Annotated in this window: 21 protein-coding genes, 2 tRNA genes and 1 riboswitch; of the genes, 15 read left to right on the forward strand and 8 right to left on the reverse strand. The window is 61.6% G+C overall.

What is annotated here, in order from left to right; all coding sequences use genetic code 11:
- Positions 1-22 precede the first annotated feature (22 nt).
- Together B5G42_RS10235 and dusB are read right to left on the reverse strand one after the other, a co-directional pair.
- Positions 23-619 carry an RNA polymerase sigma factor gene (locus tag B5G42_RS10235; protein WP_087269876.1) on the reverse strand — a complete coding sequence of 199 codons (597 nt, stop codon included), beginning with the start codon at positions 617-619 and terminating at the stop codon, positions 23-25.
- A 39-nt stretch (positions 620-658) separates the two neighbouring features.
- A complete protein-coding gene (gene dusB, locus B5G42_RS10240; protein ID WP_087269879.1) occupies positions 659-1,645 on the reverse strand; it encodes a tRNA dihydrouridine synthase DusB in 987 nt (328 codons plus the stop codon).
- Between the two features lie 132 nt (positions 1,646-1,777).
- Between dusB and rd the strand changes: the two genes are divergently transcribed.
- From rd to B5G42_RS10280, 8 genes are all read left to right on the forward strand, one after another.
- Entirely contained in the window at positions 1,778-1,936 is a 159-nt protein-coding gene (gene rd / locus B5G42_RS10245) for a rubredoxin (RefSeq protein ID WP_087269882.1), read from the forward strand.
- 399 nt (positions 1,937-2,335) lie between these two features.
- On the forward strand, positions 2,336-3,352 hold the full coding sequence (locus B5G42_RS10250) for a hypothetical protein (protein ID WP_087188345.1): 1,017 nt from the start codon (positions 2,336-2,338) through the stop codon (positions 3,350-3,352).
- Entirely contained in the window at positions 3,333-4,832 is a 1,500-nt protein-coding gene (locus tag B5G42_RS10255; RefSeq protein WP_242961198.1) for a MutS-related protein, read from the forward strand. The genes B5G42_RS10250 and B5G42_RS10255 overlap by 20 nt, the downstream gene beginning before the upstream one ends.
- A gap of 204 nt (positions 4,833-5,036) precedes the next feature.
- A riboswitch (Lysine riboswitch) is annotated at positions 5,037-5,214 on the forward strand.
- Positions 5,215-5,335: 121 nt separating this feature from the next.
- Positions 5,336-6,154: a 3-keto-5-aminohexanoate cleavage protein gene (locus tag B5G42_RS10260; RefSeq protein WP_087269889.1), complete on the forward strand. Its 819-nt coding sequence runs from the start codon at positions 5,336-5,338 to the stop codon at positions 6,152-6,154.
- Between the two features lie 79 nt (positions 6,155-6,233).
- A complete protein-coding gene (locus B5G42_RS10265) occupies positions 6,234-7,274 on the forward strand; it encodes an L-erythro-3,5-diaminohexanoate dehydrogenase (protein ID WP_087188348.1) in 1,041 nt (346 codons plus the stop codon).
- Positions 7,275-7,703: 429 nt separating this feature from the next.
- On the forward strand, positions 7,704-8,957 hold the full coding sequence (gene ablA, locus B5G42_RS10270) for a lysine 2,3-aminomutase (protein ID WP_087269892.1): 1,254 nt from the start codon (positions 7,704-7,706) through the stop codon (positions 8,955-8,957).
- A gap of 83 nt (positions 8,958-9,040) precedes the next feature.
- Positions 9,041-10,609, forward strand: a complete 1,569-nt coding sequence (locus tag B5G42_RS10275; protein WP_087188350.1) for a lysine 5,6-aminomutase subunit alpha — start codon at positions 9,041-9,043, stop codon at positions 10,607-10,609.
- Complete coding sequence (locus tag B5G42_RS10280; protein WP_087188351.1) at positions 10,606-11,394, forward strand: OAM dimerization domain-containing protein; 789 nt, start codon at positions 10,606-10,608, stop codon at positions 11,392-11,394. Before B5G42_RS10275 ends, B5G42_RS10280 begins: the two co-directional genes overlap by 4 nt.
- 150 nt (positions 11,395-11,544) lie before the next feature.
- Here B5G42_RS10280 and B5G42_RS10285 read toward each other — a convergent pair whose 3' ends face one another.
- The 4 genes from B5G42_RS10285 to B5G42_RS10300 all read right to left on the reverse strand — a co-directional run bounded on the left by B5G42_RS10285 (position 11,545) and on the right by B5G42_RS10300 (position 14,209).
- The gene (locus tag B5G42_RS10285) at positions 11,545-12,201 is read right to left on the reverse strand and encodes an HAD family hydrolase (RefSeq protein ID WP_087270005.1); all 657 of its coding nucleotides are present in this window, start codon (positions 12,199-12,201) and stop codon (positions 11,545-11,547) included.
- A gap of 14 nt (positions 12,202-12,215) precedes the next feature.
- The gene (rpoN, locus tag B5G42_RS10290) at positions 12,216-13,580 is read right to left on the reverse strand and encodes an RNA polymerase factor sigma-54 (protein ID WP_087269895.1); all 1,365 of its coding nucleotides are present in this window, start codon (positions 13,578-13,580) and stop codon (positions 12,216-12,218) included.
- Positions 13,581-13,677: 97 nt separating this feature from the next.
- The gene (locus B5G42_RS10295) at positions 13,678-13,950 is read right to left on the reverse strand and encodes a sigma-70 family RNA polymerase sigma factor (protein ID WP_087188353.1); all 273 of its coding nucleotides are present in this window, start codon (positions 13,948-13,950) and stop codon (positions 13,678-13,680) included.
- 25 nt (positions 13,951-13,975) lie between these two features.
- A complete protein-coding gene (locus B5G42_RS10300; protein WP_087269898.1) occupies positions 13,976-14,209 on the reverse strand; it encodes a hypothetical protein in 234 nt (77 codons plus the stop codon).
- 258 nt (positions 14,210-14,467) lie between these two features.
- Here B5G42_RS10300 and B5G42_RS10305 point away from each other — a divergent pair.
- From B5G42_RS10305 to B5G42_RS10330, 6 genes are all read left to right on the forward strand, one after another.
- Positions 14,468-14,543 (forward strand) — tRNA-Thr (locus tag B5G42_RS10305).
- Positions 14,544-14,555: 12 nt separating this feature from the next.
- Positions 14,556-14,640: transfer RNA gene (locus tag B5G42_RS10310), tRNA-Tyr, on the forward strand.
- Positions 14,641-14,919: 279 nt separating this feature from the next.
- Positions 14,920-15,549: a LexA family protein gene (locus B5G42_RS10315; protein ID WP_087269901.1), complete on the forward strand. Its 630-nt coding sequence runs from the start codon at positions 14,920-14,922 to the stop codon at positions 15,547-15,549.
- A 15-nt stretch (positions 15,550-15,564) separates the two neighbouring features.
- Complete coding sequence (locus B5G42_RS10320; protein ID WP_087188356.1) at positions 15,565-15,924, forward strand: DUF6483 family protein; 360 nt, start codon at positions 15,565-15,567, stop codon at positions 15,922-15,924.
- Positions 15,925-15,937: 13 nt separating this feature from the next.
- Positions 15,938-16,270, forward strand: a complete 333-nt coding sequence (locus tag B5G42_RS10325) for a cupin domain-containing protein (protein WP_087269904.1) — start codon at positions 15,938-15,940, stop codon at positions 16,268-16,270.
- A 23-nt stretch (positions 16,271-16,293) separates the two neighbouring features.
- The gene (locus tag B5G42_RS10330) at positions 16,294-16,482 is read left to right on the forward strand and encodes a hypothetical protein (protein WP_087269907.1); all 189 of its coding nucleotides are present in this window, start codon (positions 16,294-16,296) and stop codon (positions 16,480-16,482) included.
- Positions 16,483-16,691: 209 nt separating this feature from the next.
- Here the strand turns inward: B5G42_RS10330 and B5G42_RS10335 are convergent, their stop codons facing one another.
- The gene (locus tag B5G42_RS10335) at positions 16,692-17,075 is read right to left on the reverse strand and encodes a metallopeptidase family protein (protein ID WP_087269910.1); all 384 of its coding nucleotides are present in this window, start codon (positions 17,073-17,075) and stop codon (positions 16,692-16,694) included.
- On the reverse strand, positions 17,072-19,243 hold the full coding sequence (locus B5G42_RS10340) for a Tex family protein (protein WP_087269913.1): 2,172 nt from the start codon (positions 19,241-19,243) through the stop codon (positions 17,072-17,074). Before B5G42_RS10340 ends, B5G42_RS10335 begins: the two co-directional genes overlap by 4 nt.
- Before the next feature lie 128 nt (positions 19,244-19,371).
- Between B5G42_RS10340 and B5G42_RS10345 the strand changes: the two genes are divergently transcribed.
- A complete protein-coding gene (locus B5G42_RS10345; protein WP_087269916.1) occupies positions 19,372-20,325 on the forward strand; it encodes a hypothetical protein in 954 nt (317 codons plus the stop codon).
- The last annotated feature ends 117 nt before the right edge of the window (positions 20,326-20,442 follow it).

Here is a 20,442-nt window from a genome sequence, read left to right on the forward strand (position 1 = left end):
TTTGGGGGAAGTTCCCCCTTGTTCATGGTATAGACGTGGACGAATCAAAAAAGTTCCCCTGTTTTTTCAAATAGTTTCGCAGAGCCAGCCGGGCACGGGCAATGCGGGATTTCACCGTGCCTTCCTCCAGACACAGTACCTGGGCGATCTCGCCGTAGGACAGCCCCTCCAGCTCCCGGAGGATGAGCACCCGCCGGTGCTCCGCCGACAGGGTGCTGAGGCCCGCCCGGAGCGTCTCCTGCCGCTCCCGGCGCTCAGCTTCCACATGGGGGGAGAACCGCTCGTCGGGCAGTTCGGCCTGCCTGGCCTCCTCCTCATCATCCAGAGAGATGGTCATGGACAGGGCGCTGCGCCGCTTTTCCCGGCGGAGAAAATCAATGCACACATTGCTGGTCAGCCGGTACAGCCAGGTAGCAAAGGAGCTGTCCCCCTGGAATTTGCCCAGCCCCTTCCAGGCGTTGAGAAAGGCCTCCTGACTCAGCTCCAGGGCATCGTCCGGGTTGCCCGTCATCCGCAGGGCCAGATTGTAGATCCGTCCCTGATTCTGCTCCACCAGGGCGGCAAAGGACTCCTCGTCCCCCTGCTTGGCCCGCTGGACCAGCTCCCATTCCGCTTTCATGCCTTTCTCACCCCCTTGTCTGTCTTGTGCCCGCCGCCGTTACCGGTCCGGCTCGTCTTTGAGGTCCCGCTTGATGCCTGCCGTCACCTTGTAAATATCCTCCAGGGTGGACACATGGCTGATCTGCTCCTTATAGTATCCGGCGTGGGGCACGCCCTTCAGGTACCAGGCGTAGTGCTTCCGGGCCTCCAGGCAGGCAATGTGTTCCCCCTTCTGGGCCGCCGACAGCTCAAACTGCCGCACCGCCGTGTCACACCGCTGGGCCAGGGGCGGCAGGGGCGGGATCTCCTCCCCCGCCAGCGCCGCATTGGCCCGCTGGAACAGCCAGGGATTGCCGAAGCAGCCCCGGCCAATCATGGCCATATCCGCCCCGGTGTACTTGAGGATGCGTACCGCGTCCTTGGGCTCAAACACATCGCCGTTGGCGATGACCGGAATGGAAACCGTCTCCTTCACCGCCCGGATGTAGTCCCAGTTGGGGGTGCCGGAGTACATCTGGGTCCGGGTGCGGCCGTGGATCGCCACGGCAGCCACTCCGGCCTGCTCCATGGCTTTGGCAAACTCCACGCAGTTGATGGAGCCCTTGTCCCAGCCCAGACGGAACTTCACCGTCACCGGCCTGCCGCCGGCGCCCCGGATCACCGCCTCCGCCACCTTCACAGCCAGCTCCGGGTTCTTCATCAGCCCCGAGCCGTCGCCGGAATTGGCCACTTTAGGCACCGGGCAGCCCATATTGATGTCGATGATATCGGCGCCGGAGCGCTCCGCGGCCATACCCGCTGCCTGCTCCATACAGGCCGGGTCGCTGCCGAAGATTTGCACCGCCGCCGGGTGTTCCCCCTCCCCCAGCTGAAGGAGCGGAACCGACTTTTTGTCCTGATAGCACAGGGCCTTGGCGCTCACCATTTCCGTAATGGTATAGCCCGCCCCCAGCTCCCGGCAGATGGTCCGGAAGGCCAGATCTGTCACTCCCGCCATAGGAGCCAGCGCCAGGGCCGAATTTATCGTGATATTGCCAATTTTCACAGTGTCCCCCGATGTGTTATAAATAGTAGCGTAACAAGCGTATCATACCACAGGACAGGAAATCCGGCAAGGTTGTTTCCCCGTCGGGTATCCTCCGCTTGATTTAAGATGAAAATGAAGGAGCGTTCTAACATGGATAAGTACGTCTGCGATCTCTGCGGCTATGTCTACGATCCCGCTGAGGGTGACCCCGACAACGGCGTAGCCCCCGGCACTGCCTGGGAGCAGGTTCCCGCCGACTGGGTGTGCCCCCTGTGCGGCGCCGGCAAGGACCAGTTCTCCAAGCAGTAAGCTTTTCCCCCACCGCATTCCGCCTGTCTGACGGTTGTTCCGTCGGACAGGCGGTTTTCTTTTTTGCATCAATTCCATTCCAAAAATTCATGTGCAAAAGCGTTCCTCTTTTCTGTCAAATGATTCTCGTTTGGTTTTCCCCGGTTATTTTGTAAATTTTATTTTCTATATTCCAAAAAGTAATCGTCCACCCTGCCATTATGCTATATATTTCTTTCGTCCGTTCCCCGGCTCTGCATGATTGATGTATTCTTTTTTCATTTTCTGCTACTCCTCGCATCTGATTTCAGGCGGCTGGAATTCTGCTTCTCCCCATTGACAGAACCGATGGGGGCCTCTTATAATGGCCTCGACGAACTCAAAAATGACCCAATTTTCCTATGGAAGGGAGGCCCTATTTTGGAACATCTGTTAGCGCCGCTGGTGGGGGATGCCTCCCCCGTGACCGTGATCGGCCTGTGCAAGAACGCGGGCAAGACCACCGCCATGCGCCGCCTGATGGCCGAGTTGGGGGACGAGCGGCTGGCCCTCACCTCGGTGGGCCGGGACGGAGAACGCACCGACCTGGTCACCGGGACCGAGAAGCCCGATCTGTACCTGAAAGCCGGCGATCTGTTCGCCACCGCCCGGGGCATGATCACGCTGTGCGACGCCACCCTGGAGGTGGTGGACCTGACCGACGTGATGACCCCCCTGGGACCGGTGGCTATTTTCCGCACTCTGTCTGACGGCTATGTTCAGCTGGCCGGACCCTCTGCCGCCGGACAGCTGCGCCCCCTGACCGCCCGCTTCATGGAATTGGGGGCCCAGCGGGTCCTCATCGACGGGGCCGCCGGACGGAAGTCTCTGGCTGGCGCCGGTGTGGAGGGCGTGGCCCTGCTGTGTACCGGTGCCTCTCTGGACCGGGATATGGACCTGGTGGTATCGGAGACCGCCCACACCTGCTGGCTCTTTGACCGGAAAGTACCGGAGCACGCCGGTCTGCGTTCCGCTCTGGAGGGCGTGGAGGACCGCTTTGCTCTGTTTGAGCTGGACGGCACACCTCTGGAGCTGCCTTTGGACGAAGGCGGCAGTCCCAAGTGGAACAAGCTGCCCCGCCGCCCCCTGGCGGTGTGGGCAGCGGGAGGGGTTACCGACCCCCTGCTCAAAACTCTGGCCCGCCGGGGAGCCCCCACTACCCTGGTCACCCAGGACGCCACCCACCTGCTGGCGGGCCGGGCCGCCCTGGAGCTGTTCCAGCGCAACGGCGGCCAACTGGCTGTCCGCCGGGAGCTGACCATCGCCGCGGTGGCGGCCAACCCCTGGTCTGCCTACGGCTGGCACTTTGAACCGGATAAATTCATCTCCGCCCTGCGGCAGGCCATCCACCTGCCGGTGGTCAACGTGAAGGAGGATCATGATGGAACTGACGCATGAACTGCGGGAAAACGCAGGGTTTCAGTGGGTACTGAACCGGCTGAGTCCCATGTCGCCGTTCGGCAAGGCAGCCGCCCGTTCCCTGCGGTGGTACGGCCCCGGAGAGGAGGCCGCCCTGGAGGAGGAGCTGGACAATGTGGCCCTGGCCATGGAGCTTTGGAACGCGGGCACCACCGCCCCTCAGACCGAGGGCTGCGGCTGCGGCCCGGTGCGGCTCACCGAGGCCGAGCGCAAGGACGCCGCCGCTGCCCTGCGGGGTGTCACCCGCTGCCTGCCCCTGTTTCACGACATCCGGGGCTCCTTCGACCGGGACCCCGGCGCCCCCTTCGATCTGGTGGAGCTCTTTGAGATCAAGCATTTCCTGGTCACCCTGGAGCAGCTGGTCCAGGCCTATGCCGCTCTGCCCCCCATGGCCGGGCTGTCCTTCCCCTCCCTGGCCGACGCCCTGGAGCTGATGGACCCGGAGGGCCGCCGTCTGCCCACCTTCTCCGTTGTCAATTCCTACCACAACGACCTGGCACCCCTGCGCGCGGAGAAGGCCAAGCTGGAGAAGGCCATCCGCATGACCATGGAGGACAAGCGGGGCCCCCTGATGGAAAAGCGCCGTGTCCTGGCGGTGGAGGAGGATAAGCTGGAGCTGGAGGTCCGCCGGATGCTCACCGGCAAGCTGATGGCCTACAAGCAGGCCTTCCTGGACAACATGGAGACTCTGGGCCGTCTGGATCTCATCGTGGCCAAGGCCAAGCTGGCTCTGCGGTACAACTGTGTCCGGCCCGCCCTCAGCGCCGACAAATCCATCACCCTCCGGGGGGTGCGCCATCCTCAGGTGGAGGAGGATCTGGCTGAGCGGGGCGAACAGTTCACCCTGCTGGATCTGGATCTGAAACCGGGCTGCACCGTCATCACCGGCGCCAACATGGGCGGCAAGACCGTGTCTCTCCGCTCCACCGTGCTCTCCCTGCTTCTGTGCCAGTGCGGCTTCTTCGTCTTTGCCCAGTCCGCCACCCTTCCCCTGTTCCACCGGGTGGAGCTCATCCTAGCCGACAGCGGCCCCGGCGCCGGCGGCCTGTCCTCCTTCGGCAAGGAAGTCCATCTGCTGGACAAGCTGCTGCGGGAAACCCACGGCCAGTTCTTCTTCGTGGCTCTGGACGAATTCGCCCGGGGCACCAACCCCCAGGAGGGCGCGGCCCTGGCCCGTGCTCTGGTGCGTCACCTGAGCAGTCTGGACTGCGTGGCCCTCATGACCACCCACTACGACGGGGTGTCCGACGTGGCCGCCGCCCACTACCAGGTGGCCGGTCTGGTGCGGGACATCCAGGGCGACGAGGGGGACGATCCCCGCAAGCGGATCGCCCGCCGGATGGACTATCGGCTCCTTCCCGCCCCTCCCGGAGCCCCCTGTCCCCGGGACGCCCTGCGGGTGTGCCGGCTGCTCAAACTGGACGATACCCTCATGGAACTCTTCCAGGCCGACCTGTAAATTTTCCCTGCTCCGGCAGGCGGTTCACGCCGCCTGCCGGAGTTTTTGCCCTTCCAGTTCTGGTTACCATTTGGTAAGCACTATCCCGCTGTAGCGTACAAAAGTCTACAGAACAGAGAAAAATTTTGTGAGCCTAATTTTTCAAAAAATAGTTGACAAACAAAATTGGCTGGGTTATAGTGTTTTTGTCAAAAGTAAATAACACGCATGGATAGAGGCGCGGAGCGCAAGGTAGCAGAGCAATGATAAGGGCAGGCGAGCCCGATGTACTCTGTGAATGTCCGCTCCGCCGAAGGGGGACGTGAATCGTACAGCCCTCCCCCTGAGCCGTGGGCCCAGTGCTTACGGATTGTCATGAGTCACATGAAGCGCTATTTGTGTCTGAACGAGAGTTTCCCCTCCCGCGGACATGAGTAGTGTTTTTTTGTTCATGAAGCGCTATCTCGCCGGAGGAATACATCTTCTGCCGGCGGGGTAGCTTTATTTTTTCGAGGAGGCGTGTCATGGAAAAGCTTATCATTACCGCGGCCATCTGCGGCGCAGAGGTCACCAAGGAGCACAATCCCGCTGTCCCCTATACCGTGGAGGAAATGGTCCGTGAGGCCAAGAGCGCCTTTGACGCAGGCGCTGCCGTCATCCACGTCCACGTCCGTGAGGACGATGGTACCCCCACTCAGGACCGGGAGCGGTTCCGGGTGATCCTGGACGCCATCAAGGAGGCCTGCCCCGGCGTGATCCTGATCCCCTCCACCGGCGGCGCCACCGGCATGACTCCTGAGGAACGGCTCCAGCCCACCGAGCTGTGCCCCGAGATGGCCACGCTGGACTGCGGCACCTGCAACTTCGGCGACGATATCTTCGTTAACGATATGCCTACCATGCGGGCCTTCGGCAAGCGGATGCTGGAAAACAACATCAAGCCCGAGTATGAGTGCTTCGAGATCGGCCACCTGGACACCATCGTGAACATGGCCAACAAGGGTCTGGTCCCCGGCGCTCCCATGCAGTTCAACTTCGTGCTGGGCGTGTCCGGCTGCACCCCCGCTACCGTGGGCAACCTGGACTACCTGGTGAAGCAGATCCCCGCCGGTTCCACCTGGACCGTCACCGGCATCGGCCGGGGCGCCTGGCCCATGGTTGCCGCCGGCATCGTGATGGGCGGCAACGTCCGCGTGGGCTTTGAGGACAACATCTACCTGGAGAAGGGCCACAAGGCCGCCTCCAACGGCGAGCTGGTCGCCAAGGTGGTCCGCCTGGCCAAGGAGCTGGGCCGCGAGATCGCCACTCCCGATGAGGCCCGGAAGATCCTGTCCCTGGCCTGATCTCATTCCTTTGTTTTACTTATCTCCCCAACCATATATCTCCCCAACCAAACATTAAACGAAACAGGAGGAACTTTCTATGCAGAAGAAAGGCAACAAGTACGGCACTCACCGCGTCATCGAGCCCAAGGGCCTGCTGACCCAGGCTGCCAAGAAGATCGACAACACCATGGAGTGCTACTCCAATGAGATCCTGTGCGACGTTTCCGCTCTGAACATTGACTCCGCTTCCTTCACCCAGATCTATGAGGCCTGCGAGAAGGACCTGGCCAAGACCGAGCAGATGATCCTGGATATCGTCAATGAGCGCGGCAAGATGCAGAACCCCGTCACCGGTTCCGGCGGTATGTTCATCGGCACCGTCCGTGAGATCGGCGAGGATCTGCAGGGCAAGATCGACCTGAAGGTGGGCGACAAGATCGCTTCTCTGGTCTCCCTGTCCCTGACCCCCCTGAAGATCAACAAGATCAAGGCCATCCACCCCGAGATCGACCGCGTGGACGTGGATGCCCAGGCTATCCTGTTTGAGTCCGGCCTGTATGCCAAGCTGCCCGACGACATGAGCGAGGAGCTGGCTCTGGCCGCTCTGGACGTGGCCGGTGCTCCCGCCCAGACCGCTAAGCTGGTGAAGCCCGGTGACTCCGTGCTCATCCTGGGCGGCGCCGGCAAGGGCGGCATGATGTGCTGCTACGAGGCCATGAAGCGCGTTGGCCCCACCGGTAACGTGGTTGCCCTGGTCATCTGCCAGGAGGACGCCGACCTGCTGAAGAGCATGAACCTGTGCCACCACGCCATCGTGGGCTCCGCCACCAACCCCACCGAGGTGCTGGAGAAGTCCCTGGCCGTCAACAACGGCAAGGAGTACGATGTCTCCATTCTGATCGTGAACGTGCCCGCCTGCGAGATGGCCGCCATTCTGCCCGTCCATGACAACGGCGTGGTGTACTTCTTCTCCATGGCCACCGATTTCGCCAAGGCTGCTCTGGGCGCCGAGGGCTGCGGCAAGGACGTCACCATGATCGTCGGCAACGGCTACACCAAGGACCACGCCGAGATCACCCTGTCCGAGCTGCGTGAGAATCCCCAGCTGAAGGCCTACTTCGAGAAGAAATATCTGTAAGATATTCTGAGCTGTCTGTGCAGCTCGGACGCCAGCGCCAGCTGGCCGCGCCTTTTGGCGCGCAGAACGCGCAGCGTTCCCGCAGGGGCAATTCAGTTGCCCCGAGGATGTCAAATCACGGGGCCCCCGCGCAATGGAACATTGCGTGGGGCACTGCGTGAGAATCCCCAGCTGAAGGCCTACTTCGAGAAGAAGTACCTGTAAGTTCCTGTTTTACCGATTTCCAGATTATTTCCCATTTACTTTGTGACTTACCTGTCCCATCGACAGATGAGCTGATTGATGTGATCGTTCTGCGGCCGACGATTCCGGTCCGGTCCTGCCGGAGAAACTCTCCTCCCCAACCCTTTCTCCCCCCGTTCCGGTTCCCGGTCCCCGACGCCTGCGGATGGCACATCCCCACATTGATTTAGAAAGGATGACCTTGTTATGGTAGAGTCCCGCCGTAAGATTCTGTTCCCCGATGTGACTGACGAGCAGTGGAACGACTGGCATTGGCAAGTCAAGAACCGCATCGAGACTCTGGAGGACCTGAAGAAGTATGTGGATCTGACCCCCGAGGAAGAGGAAGGTGTTAAGGCCTGCCTCGGCACCCTCCGCATGGCCATCACTCCTTATTATCTGTCCCTGATTCAGCCCGGCGATCCTCACGATCCCGTCCGGCTGCAGGCCGTCCCCACCGCCAAGGAGCTGCATCAGTCCGCCGCCGACCTGCTGGACCCCCTGCACGAGGATGAGGACTCCCCCGCTCCCGGTCTGACCCACCGCTATCCTGACCGCTGCCTGCTGCTGATCACCGACCAGTGTTCCATGTACTGCCGTCACTGCACCCGCCGCCGCTTCGCCGGTCAGAACGACGCCGGCCTGCCCGTGGATCAGGTGGATCAGGCCATCGAGTACATCCGCAACACTCCCGTCATCCGTGACGTGCTGCTCTCCGGCGGCGACGCTCTGCTCTGCTCCGACGAGCGCCTGGAGTACATCATCGCCAAGCTGCGTGAGATCCCCCACGTGGAGATCGTCCGCATCGGCTCCCGTACCCCCGTGGTGCTGCCTCAGCGTATCACTCCCGAGCTGTGCAATATGCTGAAGAAGTATCATCCCATCTGGCTGAACACCCACTTCAACCATCCCAACGAGATCACCCCCGAGTCCGCCAAGGCCTGCGCCATGCTGGCTGACGCCGGTATCCCTCTGGGCAACCAGAGCGTGCTGCTGGCCGGCATCAACGACTGCGTCTACACCATGAAGAAGCTGGTCAACGAGCTGGTCAGAATCCGGGTGCGCCCCTACTACATCTATCAGTGCGACCTGTCCATGGGCCTGGAGCACTTCCGTACTCCCGTCAGCAAGGGCATCGAGATCATCGAGGGCCTGCGCGGCCACACCTCCGGCTTCTGCGTGCCCACCTTCGTGGTGGACGCCCCCGGCGGCGGCGGCAAGACTCCCGTCATGCCTCAGTACGTCATCTCTCAGACCCCCAAGAAGGTCATCCTGCGCAACTACGAGGGCGTTATCACCACTTACACCGAGCCCGAGCACTACACCGATTGTCAGTGCGACTACTGCACCGGCAAGAAGAAGAAGGAGCTCATGGGCGTGGCCGGCCTGGAGCGCGGCCAGGCGCTCTCCATGGAGCCCGCCAACCTGGAGCGTCATAAGCGCTCCCACCACGAGGAGTAATCCAGATAAATACAGCGGATCGCCGCCCAACCGCGGCGATCCGCTGCCCCCCGTTTTGAACTGAAAAAGAATGGAAGTGATCGATGTTGGAATCCAAGCTGAACCTTGATTTTAAGCTGGTGGAACAGGCACGCGCTCACGCTTCCCGTGTGGCGGACGACACCCAGCGTTTCATCGACGGCTGCACCACCGTGGCCGTGGAGCGTACCATCTGCCGCCTGCTGGGCATCGACGGTGTGGACGCCGGCGACGTGCCTCTGCCCAACGTGGTTGTGGAGCACCTGATGGACAAGGGCGCTCTGCCCCAGGGCGCCGCTTTCTGGATCGGCAACGCCATGGTGGAGACCGGTAAGGATCCCCAGGCCATCGCCGAGGACGTGGCCAACGACAAGCTGGACCTGACAGCTCTGCCCACCCACAGCGAGGCCGAGATCCACGCCGCTCTGGATCCCATTGTGGAGGCCAGCCTGGCCAAGATCCGCGCCCGCCGCAAGCGCCGCGAGGACTTCATCGCCACCCACGGCGGCGAGAAGCAGGGCCCCTGGATCTACCTGATCGTTGCCACCGGCAACATCTATGAGGACGTTGTGCAGGCTACCGCCGCCGCCCGCCAGGGCGCCGACGTTATCGCCGTGATCCGTACCACCGGCCAGTCCCTGCTGGACTATGTGCCTTACGGCGCCACCACCGAGGGCTTCGGCGGCACCTACGCCACTCAGGAGAACTTCCGCCTGATGCGTGAGGCCATGGATAAGGTGGGCGAGGAGCTGGGCCGTTACATCCGCGTGTGTAACTACTGCTCCGGCCTGTGTATGCCTGAGATCGCCGCCATGGGCGCCTTCGAGGGTCTGGACGTGATGCTGAACGACGCTCTGTACGGCATCCTGTTCCGCGACATCAATATGCAGCGCACCCTGGTGGACCAGTCCTTCTCCCGCGCCATCAACGCCTATGCCGGCGTGGTCATCAACACCGGCGAGGACAACTACCTGACCACCGCCGACGCTGTGGAAGAGGCTCACACCGTGCTGGCCTCCCAGTTCCTTAACGAGGCCTTCGCCCTGCGGGCCGGCCTGCCCGAGGAGCAGATGGGTCTGGGTCATGCCTTTGAGATTGACCCCGACGTGGAGAATGGCTTCCTGTATGAGCTGGCCCAGGCCGAGATGGCCCGGGAGATCTTCCCCAACGCTCCCCTGAAGTATATGCCTCCCACCAAGTTCATGACCGGCAACATCTTCCGCGGCCACGTTCAGGACGCCCTGTTCAACATGGTGACCATCCTGACCAACCAGAAGATCCACCTGCTGGGCATGATGACCGAGGCCATTCACACTCCCTTCCTGTCCGACCGTTTCCTGGCCATCCAGAATGCCCAGTACATCTTCCGCACCATGCACGACCTGGGCAGCGAGATCGTGTTCAAGGAAGGCGGCATCATGCAGAACCGTGCCGCCGACGTGCTGCACAAGGCTACCGATCTGCTGGGCCAGATCGAGCAGCTGGGCATTTTCGAGACCCTGGAGCGGGGCATCTTTGCCGACATCAAGCGTCCTCGCGACGGCGGCAAGGGCCTGGACGGCGTTGTGACCAAGGCCGCCGGGTACTTCAACCCCTTCCTTGAGCCCATGATGAAAGGGGGTGCCGGCAAATGAGTTCCGGACTGTATCAGATTCGCGATAAGGACCTTGACACCACGCTGGACCTGACCCGGCTGAAACCCTATGGCGACACCATGAACGACGGCAAGGTGCAGCTCTCCTTTACCCTGCCCGTTAAGGACGACGACAAGGGCGCCGCGGCTGCCGTGCTGATGGCTCAGAAGATGGGCCTGGCCGATCCCAACGTGGCTCTCCGCCAGAAGCTGGACGAGGCCTTCACCTTCTATGTGGTGTACGGCTCCCTCACCCACTCCATCAACTACAACGAGATCGTGGTGCAGACCGTGGCCGACGAGGCCATGAGCATGGACGAGACCGATGAGTTCCTGAAGGAGCGGCTGGGCCGCAAGCTGGTGGTGGTAGGCGCCTCCACCGGCACCGACGCTCACACCGTGGGCATCGACGCCATCATGAACCGCAAGGGCTTTGCCGGCCACTACGGCCTGGAGCGCTACGAGATGATCGAGGCCTACAACCTGGGTTCCCAGGTGCCCAACGAGGAGTTCCTCAAGAAGGCTGCCGAGGTCAACGCCGACGTGCTGCTGGTGTCCCAGACCGTGACCCAGAAGGACGTCCACATCCAGAACCTCACCGAGCTCATCGAGCTGGCCGAGGCCGAGGGTGTCCGCGAGAAGTACATCTTCTGCTGCGGCGGCGCCCGTATCACCCACGCTCTGGCCAAGGAGCTGGGCTATGACGCCGGCTTTGGTGCCGGTACCTACGCTGACGACGTGGCCACCTTCTGCGCCAAGGAAATGGTCCGCCGCCTGGGTAAGTAACCCAAATCTCAATTGTTTCGATTTTTCCTCTTTTTCCCCTCTTTTTCTCTGTAGGACAACGGGGCCCCAGACGGGGCCCCGTTGTCCGTTTTGCGTAAAAAAACGCCGGGGCTGCTGCCCCGGCATTTTTTGCTACCTTATATAATAGAATTACAGCCCCAGCCAGGCCTTCAGATCCCCAAGGTCCTCCGCCACATGATCCAGCGGCAGGCCGCTGGCTTCAAAGTCCTGCCGGGTAGTGGTACCGTTGAGAACGGCGCAGAAATGGGCCCCGGCCCGGTGGGCGGTCTCCGCATCAATGAGGGTATCCCCGCAGTAGAGCACATTTTCCGGCTTCAGGCCCAGCTCTGCCAGGGCTGCCAGCAGCCCCTGGGGATCCGGCTTGGGCCGGTCCACTTTGTCACCTCCGGTGAGAGACACCAGGTACTGCCGCACTCCTCTGGCCTCCAGCACTGCCGTCAGTGTGTCGGTGCGCTTGGTGCTTACCACACCCGCCGGGATGCCCGCTTCCTTCAGGGCGGCAAGCAGTTCCGCCGCGCCGGGGAAGAGTTTGGTCACCTGCACCTGGAGCGGTCCAGCCTTCTCGGTGTACAGCTTCCGAAACAGGGCCCGCTGCTCGGGCCGCTGGTCTCCGGTGAGGGTGGTATAGCCGTCCTCCAGAGTCATACCGATGGTGTGGCGCACCGCCTCCCGCTCCGGCTCCGGCAGACCCATCTGCTCAAAGCCGTACTGGAAACCGGCCACAATGGCCTCTGTGGCATCCCCCAATGTATAGTCAAAATCAAAAAATACCCCTTGAAAACTCATGATTCCTCCAAAAATCATTCGTATTGCTTCCGCCCTGTGGTGCTGGGGATATGCAGCTCATCCCGGTATTTGGCTACGGTGCGCCGGGACAGAGGGCAGCCCTGGGCGGTCATCATCTCACACAACTTCTGGTCGGACAGAGGCTTTTTCTTGTCCTCTCCGGCGATGAGCTTTTTCAGCAGGGCCTTGGCCGCGTCGGGAGAGGCGGCGTCCTCACTGCTGGTCCCCAGGCTGCGGGAGAAGAAGTAGCTCAGGGGATACACCCCCATGGAGCACTGGATGTACTTGTCCTTTACCGCCCGGCTCACCGTGGACTCGTGGACCCCGATGCGCCCGGCCACGTCGGCCAGAGACATGGGCACCAGATGGCCCGGTCCCTGCCGGAAGAAGGCCTCCTGCAGCTCCAGGATGCACCCGGCGCAGGACATGAGGGTGGAGCGGCGCTGCTCAATGGCATGGACCATCCACTTGGCCTGCTTGACCTTTCCGGTGAGATAATCCTTCACCTGCTGGTCATCGCTCTCCTTCAGCAGACGGGTATAGTACCCGCTGATCCCCAGAGTGGGGAAATAGTAGTCGTTGGTCAGCAGCTCGAAGTGATCGGGAAAGCTGACCACGATGATATCGGGATTGATGTAGGTCAGGTTCTCTCTGGCGGCAAATCCGGTGCCCGGCCGGGGATTCAGGGTGCGGATCAACTCGCAGGAGGCCCGCACCTCCTCCGGGGTTGCCTTCAGCTCCCGGGCAATGAGGCCGTAGCGGCTCTTGGACAGGGCATCCAGCTGGCTCTCCACAATACGCACTGCCAGCTGGTCCACCGGCGTACGGCGCACCAGCTGGAGCCGCAGGCATTCGGACAGGTCCCGGGCCCCCACGCCGGCGGGCTCCAGGGACTGGACGGCAGCCAGCGCCTGCTCCAGCACCTCCACCGGGCAGCCGTAATCGGCAGCCAGGGCATCCAAAGGCTCATCCAGCCAGCCGTTGGCGTTGAGGCTCTCCACCAGGAAGGTACCGGCCTCCATGACCTCCGGCGGCAGATCCAGCACCTTGAGCTGGGAGAGCACATAGTAATACAGGTTGTCCTCCCGGTCCTCCATGGTGCCGTAATTGCCCAGCTGGTCGTCCTCCTCTTCGGTATCCTGCTGGTGATAGTAACGGTTCTGAGGGTCGGTGGATTCCAGCCACTCCAGCTTGCGGCGGAGCTGATCGCTCTCATCCGCCTTGTCGTACCGCTCCTCCGGCTCCAGCACCGGATTCTCCTGCACGGCCTCCTCAATGTATTCCAGCAGCTCCTGAGACCCCATCTGAAGGATCTCCATGGACTGCATCATCTGGGGAGAGAGGGTCTGTGTCTGCTTTTGTGTCAGGTTCAATTCCAAGGTAACTTCCTCCCTTCGCCCATTTTCGCGGTTTCTCGGAAGAAAGTATATCATGGAACCCCCTCACATTTCAACATCTCGCCCGGTAGAAAATACTTCACTCCCGAGGCGCCAGCAGCTGCTCGGCTCCATAGCGCAGGCAGCGGCGCAGCCGGGACTCTCCCCGCTTGATGTTGCGGGACACGGTGGATTTATCCACACCGGTCAGCTCGGCGATCTGCCGCATATTGAGCCCTTTTTCATAATAGAGCAGCATACACTCCCGCTGCCGGGGGGTTACATCCTCCTGGAGGGCCCGCATCACATTGCGGCGCAGCCGCCCCATCTGCTCGGAGTTATCCTCCGCCATGACCTGAGCATAGACTGCCATATCGGCGGCAAACTCTTTCCCTCTCCTATATCGTGTACCGGACATTGCAGTGATACCCCCTGTCGTAATAGCGCTCACACAGGACCGCTAGGTCCCGGGCCTCTCGCCACATGGCCTCCAGATGGCGAATGCGCTGTTCCAGCAGCCGGCGTCCGTGCTCGTCCACCGCGGCCGTCCTTCGGCTCTCCAGCAGCTGCACCCGCTGCCGCAGGGTCTCCGCACCTGCCCGATATTGAATCGATAACTCCTGTAATGTCATGCCTAGTCCCCTTCTCTCTGTCGGTAAGCTCCGCCCGGCAGAGCGGGCAAAGCTCCCGCTCCTGGCCATACAGCTCCGCGCCGCAAAGGCGGCACCACTCTGCCGGCGGTACCCGCTGCACATCCCGCAGCGGGTCTGTCCACACCCGTGGCCGGATACCCATTCCTCCTCCAAAAATTTTTTAAAAAATTTTGTTCTTTCTCTTGACAAATCCCCTTCTCCCTGATAAAATAACATTCGCTGTGGACGAGCTGGTCTGCTGGTGTAGCTCAGTTGGTAGAGCAGTTGATTTGTAATCAACCGGTCGGGGGTTCGAGTCCGTCCACCAGCTCCAACAAGTTCATATGGAGGAGTTCCCGAGTGGCCAAAGGGGGCAGACTGTAAATCTGTTGCGATTCGCTTCGGTGGTTCGAATCCACCCTCCTCCACCAAAAATGTCTCGCCAGAAGGCGGGGCATTTTTTATTTTCCTCCCCAATCGGGATGCCTCGCCGGACGGCGGGGCTTTTTTCTTCCCCTGCGTTTCTCCCCTCTCCGAAATAAATCTCCGATTGGTGATGAACTTATCCAAATATGGAACTTTCGTTCCATCGCATAGCCATAATAACACCAAACGGAGATAAAAGTCAATCATTTTTTGTCGAAGTATGTTGCGTTTGGTGATAAAATGTGATAGAATAGACCCACAAATTGGACAGGAGGGAACATGGTATGGAGCAGGAGAGCACCTTCGGCGCCCGTCTGCGCAGCCTGATGGAAGAGTCCGGCCTCAGCTATGAACAGCTGGGGGACCGGCTGAATATGAATCCCCAGACTCTGAACCGCTATGTCCTGGGCCAGCGTGAGCCCAAAATCGGCACCGCCGCCGCCATTGCCCGCTCCCTTGGGGTGGACCCGCTGTGGCTGCAGGGTTTCAACGTCCCCCGCCAGCCCCCCTGCCCTGCTCGCCGGGAGCCGGTGGTACCCATACTCGGTGTCATCCGGGCGGGCTCCCCTATTCTGGCCAGCCAGCAGATCGAGGGCTATGCCGCTGCCGACGTGCCCGATCCGGAGGAGCATTTCTATCTTCGGGTCACCGGCGACAGCATGATCAACGCCGGTATCAGGGACGGGGATCTGGTGCTCATCCGGCGGCAATCCACGGCGGAGAACGGTCAGATCGTGGCCTGTCTGGTGGACGGCGAGGACGCCACCCTGAAGCGGTTCCGCTGCCAGAAGGGTATGGTAATCCTTCAGCCGGAAAATCCCTGCTATGAGCCCAAAATCATTCCCCTGCGGGACTTCGAGCAGGGGTTGGCCCGCATCGTGGGCATAGCCGTCAAACTGGTGCGGGAATTATAACAAAGGAGCGATACCATGCTGACAGACGACTGGATGCTGCGGCAGGTGGACGGGTTGGCCCGTTCCCTGGCCAAGCTGGTTTTGAAGAAGGACTCCGCCGACTATCTGCCCACCGGTGCGGAGGAGGACGCAGCGCTGGATGCCCTCCATCTCCGACTGGTGGAGCGGCTGGCCGCCGGCGATGTGGGCGGCGGAGAAGATCTGCTCTTTCAGGAGAGCGACTGGGACGACCTGCGCTACCTGGAGGTGGCAGTGGACTTCTATGCCCGCGCCAACACCCTCACCGACGACCAGCTGGACCAGGCCGGCTTTGACCGGCAGGAGCTGCAGGAGGGCCTGCAGGAGCTGGCGGCCCGTTACGGTGTGATTCTGTAAGGAGGATACCCCTATGAAACTCTGTTTTTCCCAGATGGAAGAGACCCCCATACCTCAGTTCAAGGGGGGCGAAAAGACTACCTACAGCCGTTTTGTGGACGACTGCGTCAACCGCATCATGATGAACCGTCTGGAACCCGGCGCCTCCATCGGCCTGCACACCCACACCGGCAACAGCGAGGTCATGTACATCCTTTCCGGCACCGGAAAAGCCATCTGCGACGGCGTGGAGGAGCGTCTGGGCCCCGGCGACTGCCACTACTGCCCGGAGGGCCACGCCCATACCCTCATCAACGACGGCGGGGCCGACCTGGTCTTTTTCGCCGTGGTGCCTCAGCACAACTGAACAAAAAAGGGGGTTATAGAAGCATGAAGAAAGCCATCAATTATATCCTGCTCCTTATGCAGGTGATTGCGGTGGTATGTAATTTATTGCTGTTGCTTTTCCCCCAATTACGCAGCTGCACGGCCATTTATCTGATCGTTATTTTAGGGTATGGATGCGGTGTAGCATTGAGCATCCGCTTCCTCATTCAACGCGAAAACCAACAAAAATAAGAGGATAGCGTATCTACAAAAGGGCCTGTTGCAAAATAGCTGTTTTGCACAAACCTGTCATTGCGAGCCAGTGCGCACACTGGCGTGGCAATCCGTTTCCCCGGCAAAAGGGGCGGATTCCCACGAAAAACGGCCGCCCGGTGGGCGGCCGTTTTTCTCGGAATGACGGGTCTTTGTACGAGCTGCACATTTTGCAACAGGCCCTTTTCTTATTGCTCCCGCCGGTACTGCTCCAGCTCCAGCTGGTCCCTGATCTCCAGGCCCCGCTCGCCGGCCAGGCCCTCCACATGGTGGGTAAACTCGTGGGACAAGGTGGTGTACAGCTCGTCCTCCCAGTCCTCATGCGTCCAGTCCTCCTGCTCCGCCAGGGCGGCAAAGGAGCCGTAGTAGAGGTTGATGTACCGCCCCATCATGTCGTTGCAGTACTCCCCCATGATGTAGAGGTCCTCCCCCGCCGGGTCCTCCCCCGCCGGGTCCTCCACCGCCTCAGGCAGCAGGGAGATGCCCCCGTTCAGGTCCTGATAGAACTCCTCCGGGAATTCCTCCGCCATTTCGTCCAGCAGGTCCCCCACCTGGTCAAAGCTGAGAATCATACCGCTCCCTCCTTGGGCTTTTTCATGGTGAGAGAGATGCGCTTCTTTTTCTCGTCCACCTCCAGCACCCAGACGGTGACGATGTCCCCCACGGCGCACACCTCGCTGGGGTGGCGCACCCGGCGGTTGGACAGCTGGGAGATGTGGACCAGTCCGTCCTGGTGGACGCCGATGTCCACAAACACGCCGAAATCGATGACGTTGCGCACCGTGCCGGTGAGCTCCATCCCCGGCTTCAGGTCCTTCATCTCCATCACGTCGGTGCGCAGAATGGGCTTGGGCAGCTCGTCACGGGGGTCCCGGCCCGGCTTGAGCAGCTCCTTCACGATGTCATCCAGGGTGGGCAGGCCCACGCCGCAGGCTTCTGCTGCCTTTTCCCTGCCGTAAGCCTTTACCCGGTCAGACAGCTCGTCAATGGTTCCTGCCCCCACATCCTTCAGGGTGTAGCCGCACAGCTCCAGCAGCTTCTGGGCCGCCTCATAGCTCTCCGGGTGGACGCCGGTGTGGTCCAGCACGTTTTTGCTCTCCGGCACCCGCAGGAAGCCGGCGCACTGCTCGAAGGCCTTGGGGCCCAGCTTGGGCACCTTGAGTACCCCCTTCCGGGTGGTAAAGGCGCCATTCTCCTCCCGGTACTTGACGATGTTCTTGGCGGTGGTGTTATTGAGGCCCGCCACATAGGCCAGCAGGGGCGCCGAGGCGGTGTTCAGGTCCACGCCCACCGCATTGACGCAGTCCTCCACCACGCCGCCCAGGGTCTCGTCCAGCCGTGCCTGGGGCATATCGTGCTGGTACTGGCCCACGCCGATGGACTTTGGATCGATCTTCACCAGCTCGGCCAGGGGGTCCTGGAGCCGCCGGGCAATGGACACGGCGGAACGCAGATTCACGTCGTAGTCGGGGAACTCCTCCGCCGCCAGCTTGGAGGCGGAATACACCGATGCGCCCGCCTCGTTGACGATCATGTAGCTCACCCCGCCCCCCAGCTTGCGGATCATCTCTACTGCCATCTGCTCGGTCTCCCGGCTGGCGGTGCCGTTGCCGATGGCGATGTGGGCCACGCCGTGCTTGCGGATGAGCTTGGACAGGATGTCAATGGCCTCCTGCTTCTTCTTTTCATTGAAGGTGGGATAGACCACCGCCGTATCCAGCACCTTGCCGGTGGCGTCCACCACCGCCACCTTGCAGCCGTTGCGGTAGCCCGGGTCCAGACCCATGGTGACAAAGCCCTTCACCGGCGGCTGCATCAGCAGGGGTTTCAGGTTGAGGCCAAACATCTTGATGGCCCCCTCGTCGGCCTGCTCGGTAAGCAGGTTGCGCATCTCCCGCTCCACCGAGGGGAAGATGAGCCGGTCGTAGGCGTCCTCGGCGGCGGCGCGCACAAAGGCCATAGCGGGGGTGCCTGGGTTGAGCACCCGCCGGCGGACGGGGATGAGGGCGGCTTCCCGGTCCATCTCCACGCTCACCTTCAGGATATCTTCCCGCTCGCCCCGGTTGATGGCCAGGATCTGGTGGCCCTGGAGGCGGTTGATGGGAGACCGGAAGTCGTAGTACAGCCGGTACACCGTGTCCGACCGCTCCTTGGCCGCGGCGGCGGACACCAGATAGCCCTTCTTCCACACCAGCTCCCGCAGCAGCTTGCGGATGTCGGCGTCGTCGGAGATGCGCTCTGCAATGATGTCGTTGGCGCCCTGGAGGGCCTCCTCCACCGTCTCCACGCCCTTCTCCGGGTCAACATACCCGGCGGCAGCTTCTTCCGGCACAGGGCCGTCCATGGCCTGAGCGAAGAGCAGATCGGCCAGGGGCTCCAGCCCCTTCTCCTTTGCCATGGTGGCCCGGGTGCGCCGCTTCTGCTTGTAGGGGCGGTACAGGTCCTCCACCTCCGCCAGGGTGGCGGCGGAGTCAATGGCTGCGGAGAGTTCCTCGGTCAGCTTGCCCTGGTTCTCGATGGCGGACTTGACCTCCTCCCGCCGCTTGTCCAGGTTGCGCAGGTATTGCAGCCGGTCGGCCAGGGTGCGCAGGGTGGTGTCGTCCATGGCGCCGTGGAGCTCCTTGCGGTAGCGGGCGATAAAGGGAATGGTGTTGCCCTCGTCGATGAGGTTCACCACGTTCTGAATGTATGTCTCCTTCTGGCCCAGTTCCCTGGCCAGGATCTGAATGATGGTATCCATAGTGTTCTCCTTTGCAGCGGGCTTGTCATCAATATTTTACCCGGTTTTGGACCGCAAGTCCAGGGTATCTCCTTGCTTTCCCCCGTCGTTGCGTGTAAAATCAAGGGGAAAGAAGGGGGAGAGACGTCATGAATCAACGCCTTTATGAGATCGACCAGGCCATCGAGGCCCTGACCGCCGCCCAGGCCCGCCGCAAGCAGCTGGATGCCCAGATCGAGGAACTCCACCGTCAGCGGGGGGAGCGGCAGGCCAAGGTGGACGAGACCGCCCAAAGCTTCCGCAAGGAGCAGGACGACGTGGACAAGCTGGAGAAGGGCGGCGTGCACGCCTTTCTCCTTACCCTGATTGGTCATAAGGAGGAGCGGCTGGACAAGGAGCGCCGGGAGGCTCTGGCCGCCAAACTCCAGTACGACCAGGCCAGGTCGGACCTGGAATATCTGGAGAACAAGCTCAACGGCCTGATCCGGGAGCGGGACGGCCTGCGGGACGCCCCCGAGCAGCTGGAGGCACTGTGGACGGAGAAGGCAGAGCTGGTGAAGGCCATGGGCGGCCAGACAGGGGCCCGGCTGGTGGAGCTGGACCGCCAGCTGTCTGACGTGACCCATCAGCAGAAGGAACTGGAGGAGGCACTCTCCGCCGGCGAGAACGCCAAGCGGCTGCTGGGCCAGGTCCAGGACGATCTGGACAGCGCCCGGGGCTGGGGCACCTGGGATATGCTGGGGGGCGGACTCATCGCCACCATGGCCAAGTATGACCGGCTGGACAGCGCCCAGTCCAGCATCCGGGCGGCTCAGCGGGCCCTGAGCGACTTCCGCACCGAGCTGGCCGATGTGAGTCAGCTCCAGGTGCCCAACATCCAGATCGGGGAGTTTGCCACCTTTGCCGATTACTTCTTTGACGGCATTTTCTCCGACTGGTACGTCCAGTCCAGCATCAAAACGGCCCAGGAGGGGGTATCGGAGGTCCACATGAAGCTGACCGCCGCACTCCGGGATCTGGAGGCCGCCTCTCAGGACCTGAACGACCAGCAGGCTTCTCTGAAACGGGAGCGGGAAGAGTTGCTGGATTCCGTCTCATCTTAAAGTCAAAACCTCCGGCTAAGCCGGAGGCTTGAGTAGGCCCTATAAGGGCCTGATACGGACGAAGCCCCTTAAGGGGCCCCGAAAGGTTTGCCGACTGCATTTCTTTCTCGGGCTACC

The organism is Flavonifractor sp. An91 (assembly GCF_002159225.1).
GTDB lineage: Bacteria > Bacillota > Clostridia > Oscillospirales > Oscillospiraceae > Flavonifractor > Flavonifractor avicola.

Bases quoted from the DNA above. Each gene is read 5' to 3' on its own strand.
- B5G42_RS10275 (WP_087188350.1), top strand. From the start codon at position 9,041: ATGTTGGAATCCAAGCTGAACCTTGATTTTAAGCTGGTGGAACAGGCA.
- B5G42_RS10335 (WP_087269910.1), bottom strand. From the start codon at position 17,075: ATGATTCTCAGCTTTGACCAGGTGGGGGACCTGCTGGACGAAATGGCG.
- B5G42_RS10315 (WP_087269901.1), top strand. From the start codon at position 14,920: ATGGAGCAGGAGAGCACCTTCGGCGCCCGTCTGCGCAGCCTGATGGAA.
- rd (WP_087269882.1), top strand. From the start codon at position 1,778: ATGGATAAGTACGTCTGCGATCTCTGCGGCTATGTCTACGATCCCGCT.
- B5G42_RS10295 (WP_087188353.1), bottom strand. From the start codon at position 13,950: ATGGCAGTCTATGCTCAGGTCATGGCGGAGGATAACTCCGAGCAGATG.
- B5G42_RS10320 (WP_087188356.1), top strand. From the start codon at position 15,565: ATGCTGACAGACGACTGGATGCTGCGGCAGGTGGACGGGTTGGCCCGT.
- B5G42_RS10300 (WP_087269898.1), bottom strand. From the start codon at position 14,209: ATGACATTACAGGAGTTATCGATTCAATATCGGGCAGGTGCGGAGACC.
- B5G42_RS10340 (WP_087269913.1), bottom strand. From the start codon at position 19,243: ATGGATACCATCATTCAGATCCTGGCCAGGGAACTGGGCCAGAAGGAG.
- B5G42_RS10255 (WP_242961198.1), top strand. From the start codon at position 3,333: ATGATGGAACTGACGCATGAACTGCGGGAAAACGCAGGGTTTCAGTGG.
- B5G42_RS10285 (WP_087270005.1), bottom strand. From the start codon at position 12,201: ATGAGTTTTCAAGGGGTATTTTTTGATTTTGACTATACATTGGGGGAT.
- B5G42_RS10235 (WP_087269876.1), bottom strand. From the start codon at position 619: ATGAAAGCGGAATGGGAGCTGGTCCAGCGGGCCAAGCAGGGGGACGAG.
- B5G42_RS10325 (WP_087269904.1), top strand. From the start codon at position 15,938: ATGAAACTCTGTTTTTCCCAGATGGAAGAGACCCCCATACCTCAGTTC.
- ablA (WP_087269892.1), top strand. From the start codon at position 7,704: ATGGTAGAGTCCCGCCGTAAGATTCTGTTCCCCGATGTGACTGACGAG.
- B5G42_RS10345 (WP_087269916.1), top strand. From the start codon at position 19,372: ATGAATCAACGCCTTTATGAGATCGACCAGGCCATCGAGGCCCTGACC.
- B5G42_RS10265 (WP_087188348.1), top strand. From the start codon at position 6,234: ATGCAGAAGAAAGGCAACAAGTACGGCACTCACCGCGTCATCGAGCCC.
- B5G42_RS10280 (WP_087188351.1), top strand. From the start codon at position 10,606: ATGAGTTCCGGACTGTATCAGATTCGCGATAAGGACCTTGACACCACG.
- B5G42_RS10330 (WP_087269907.1), top strand. From the start codon at position 16,294: ATGAAGAAAGCCATCAATTATATCCTGCTCCTTATGCAGGTGATTGCG.
- B5G42_RS10260 (WP_087269889.1), top strand. From the start codon at position 5,336: ATGGAAAAGCTTATCATTACCGCGGCCATCTGCGGCGCAGAGGTCACC.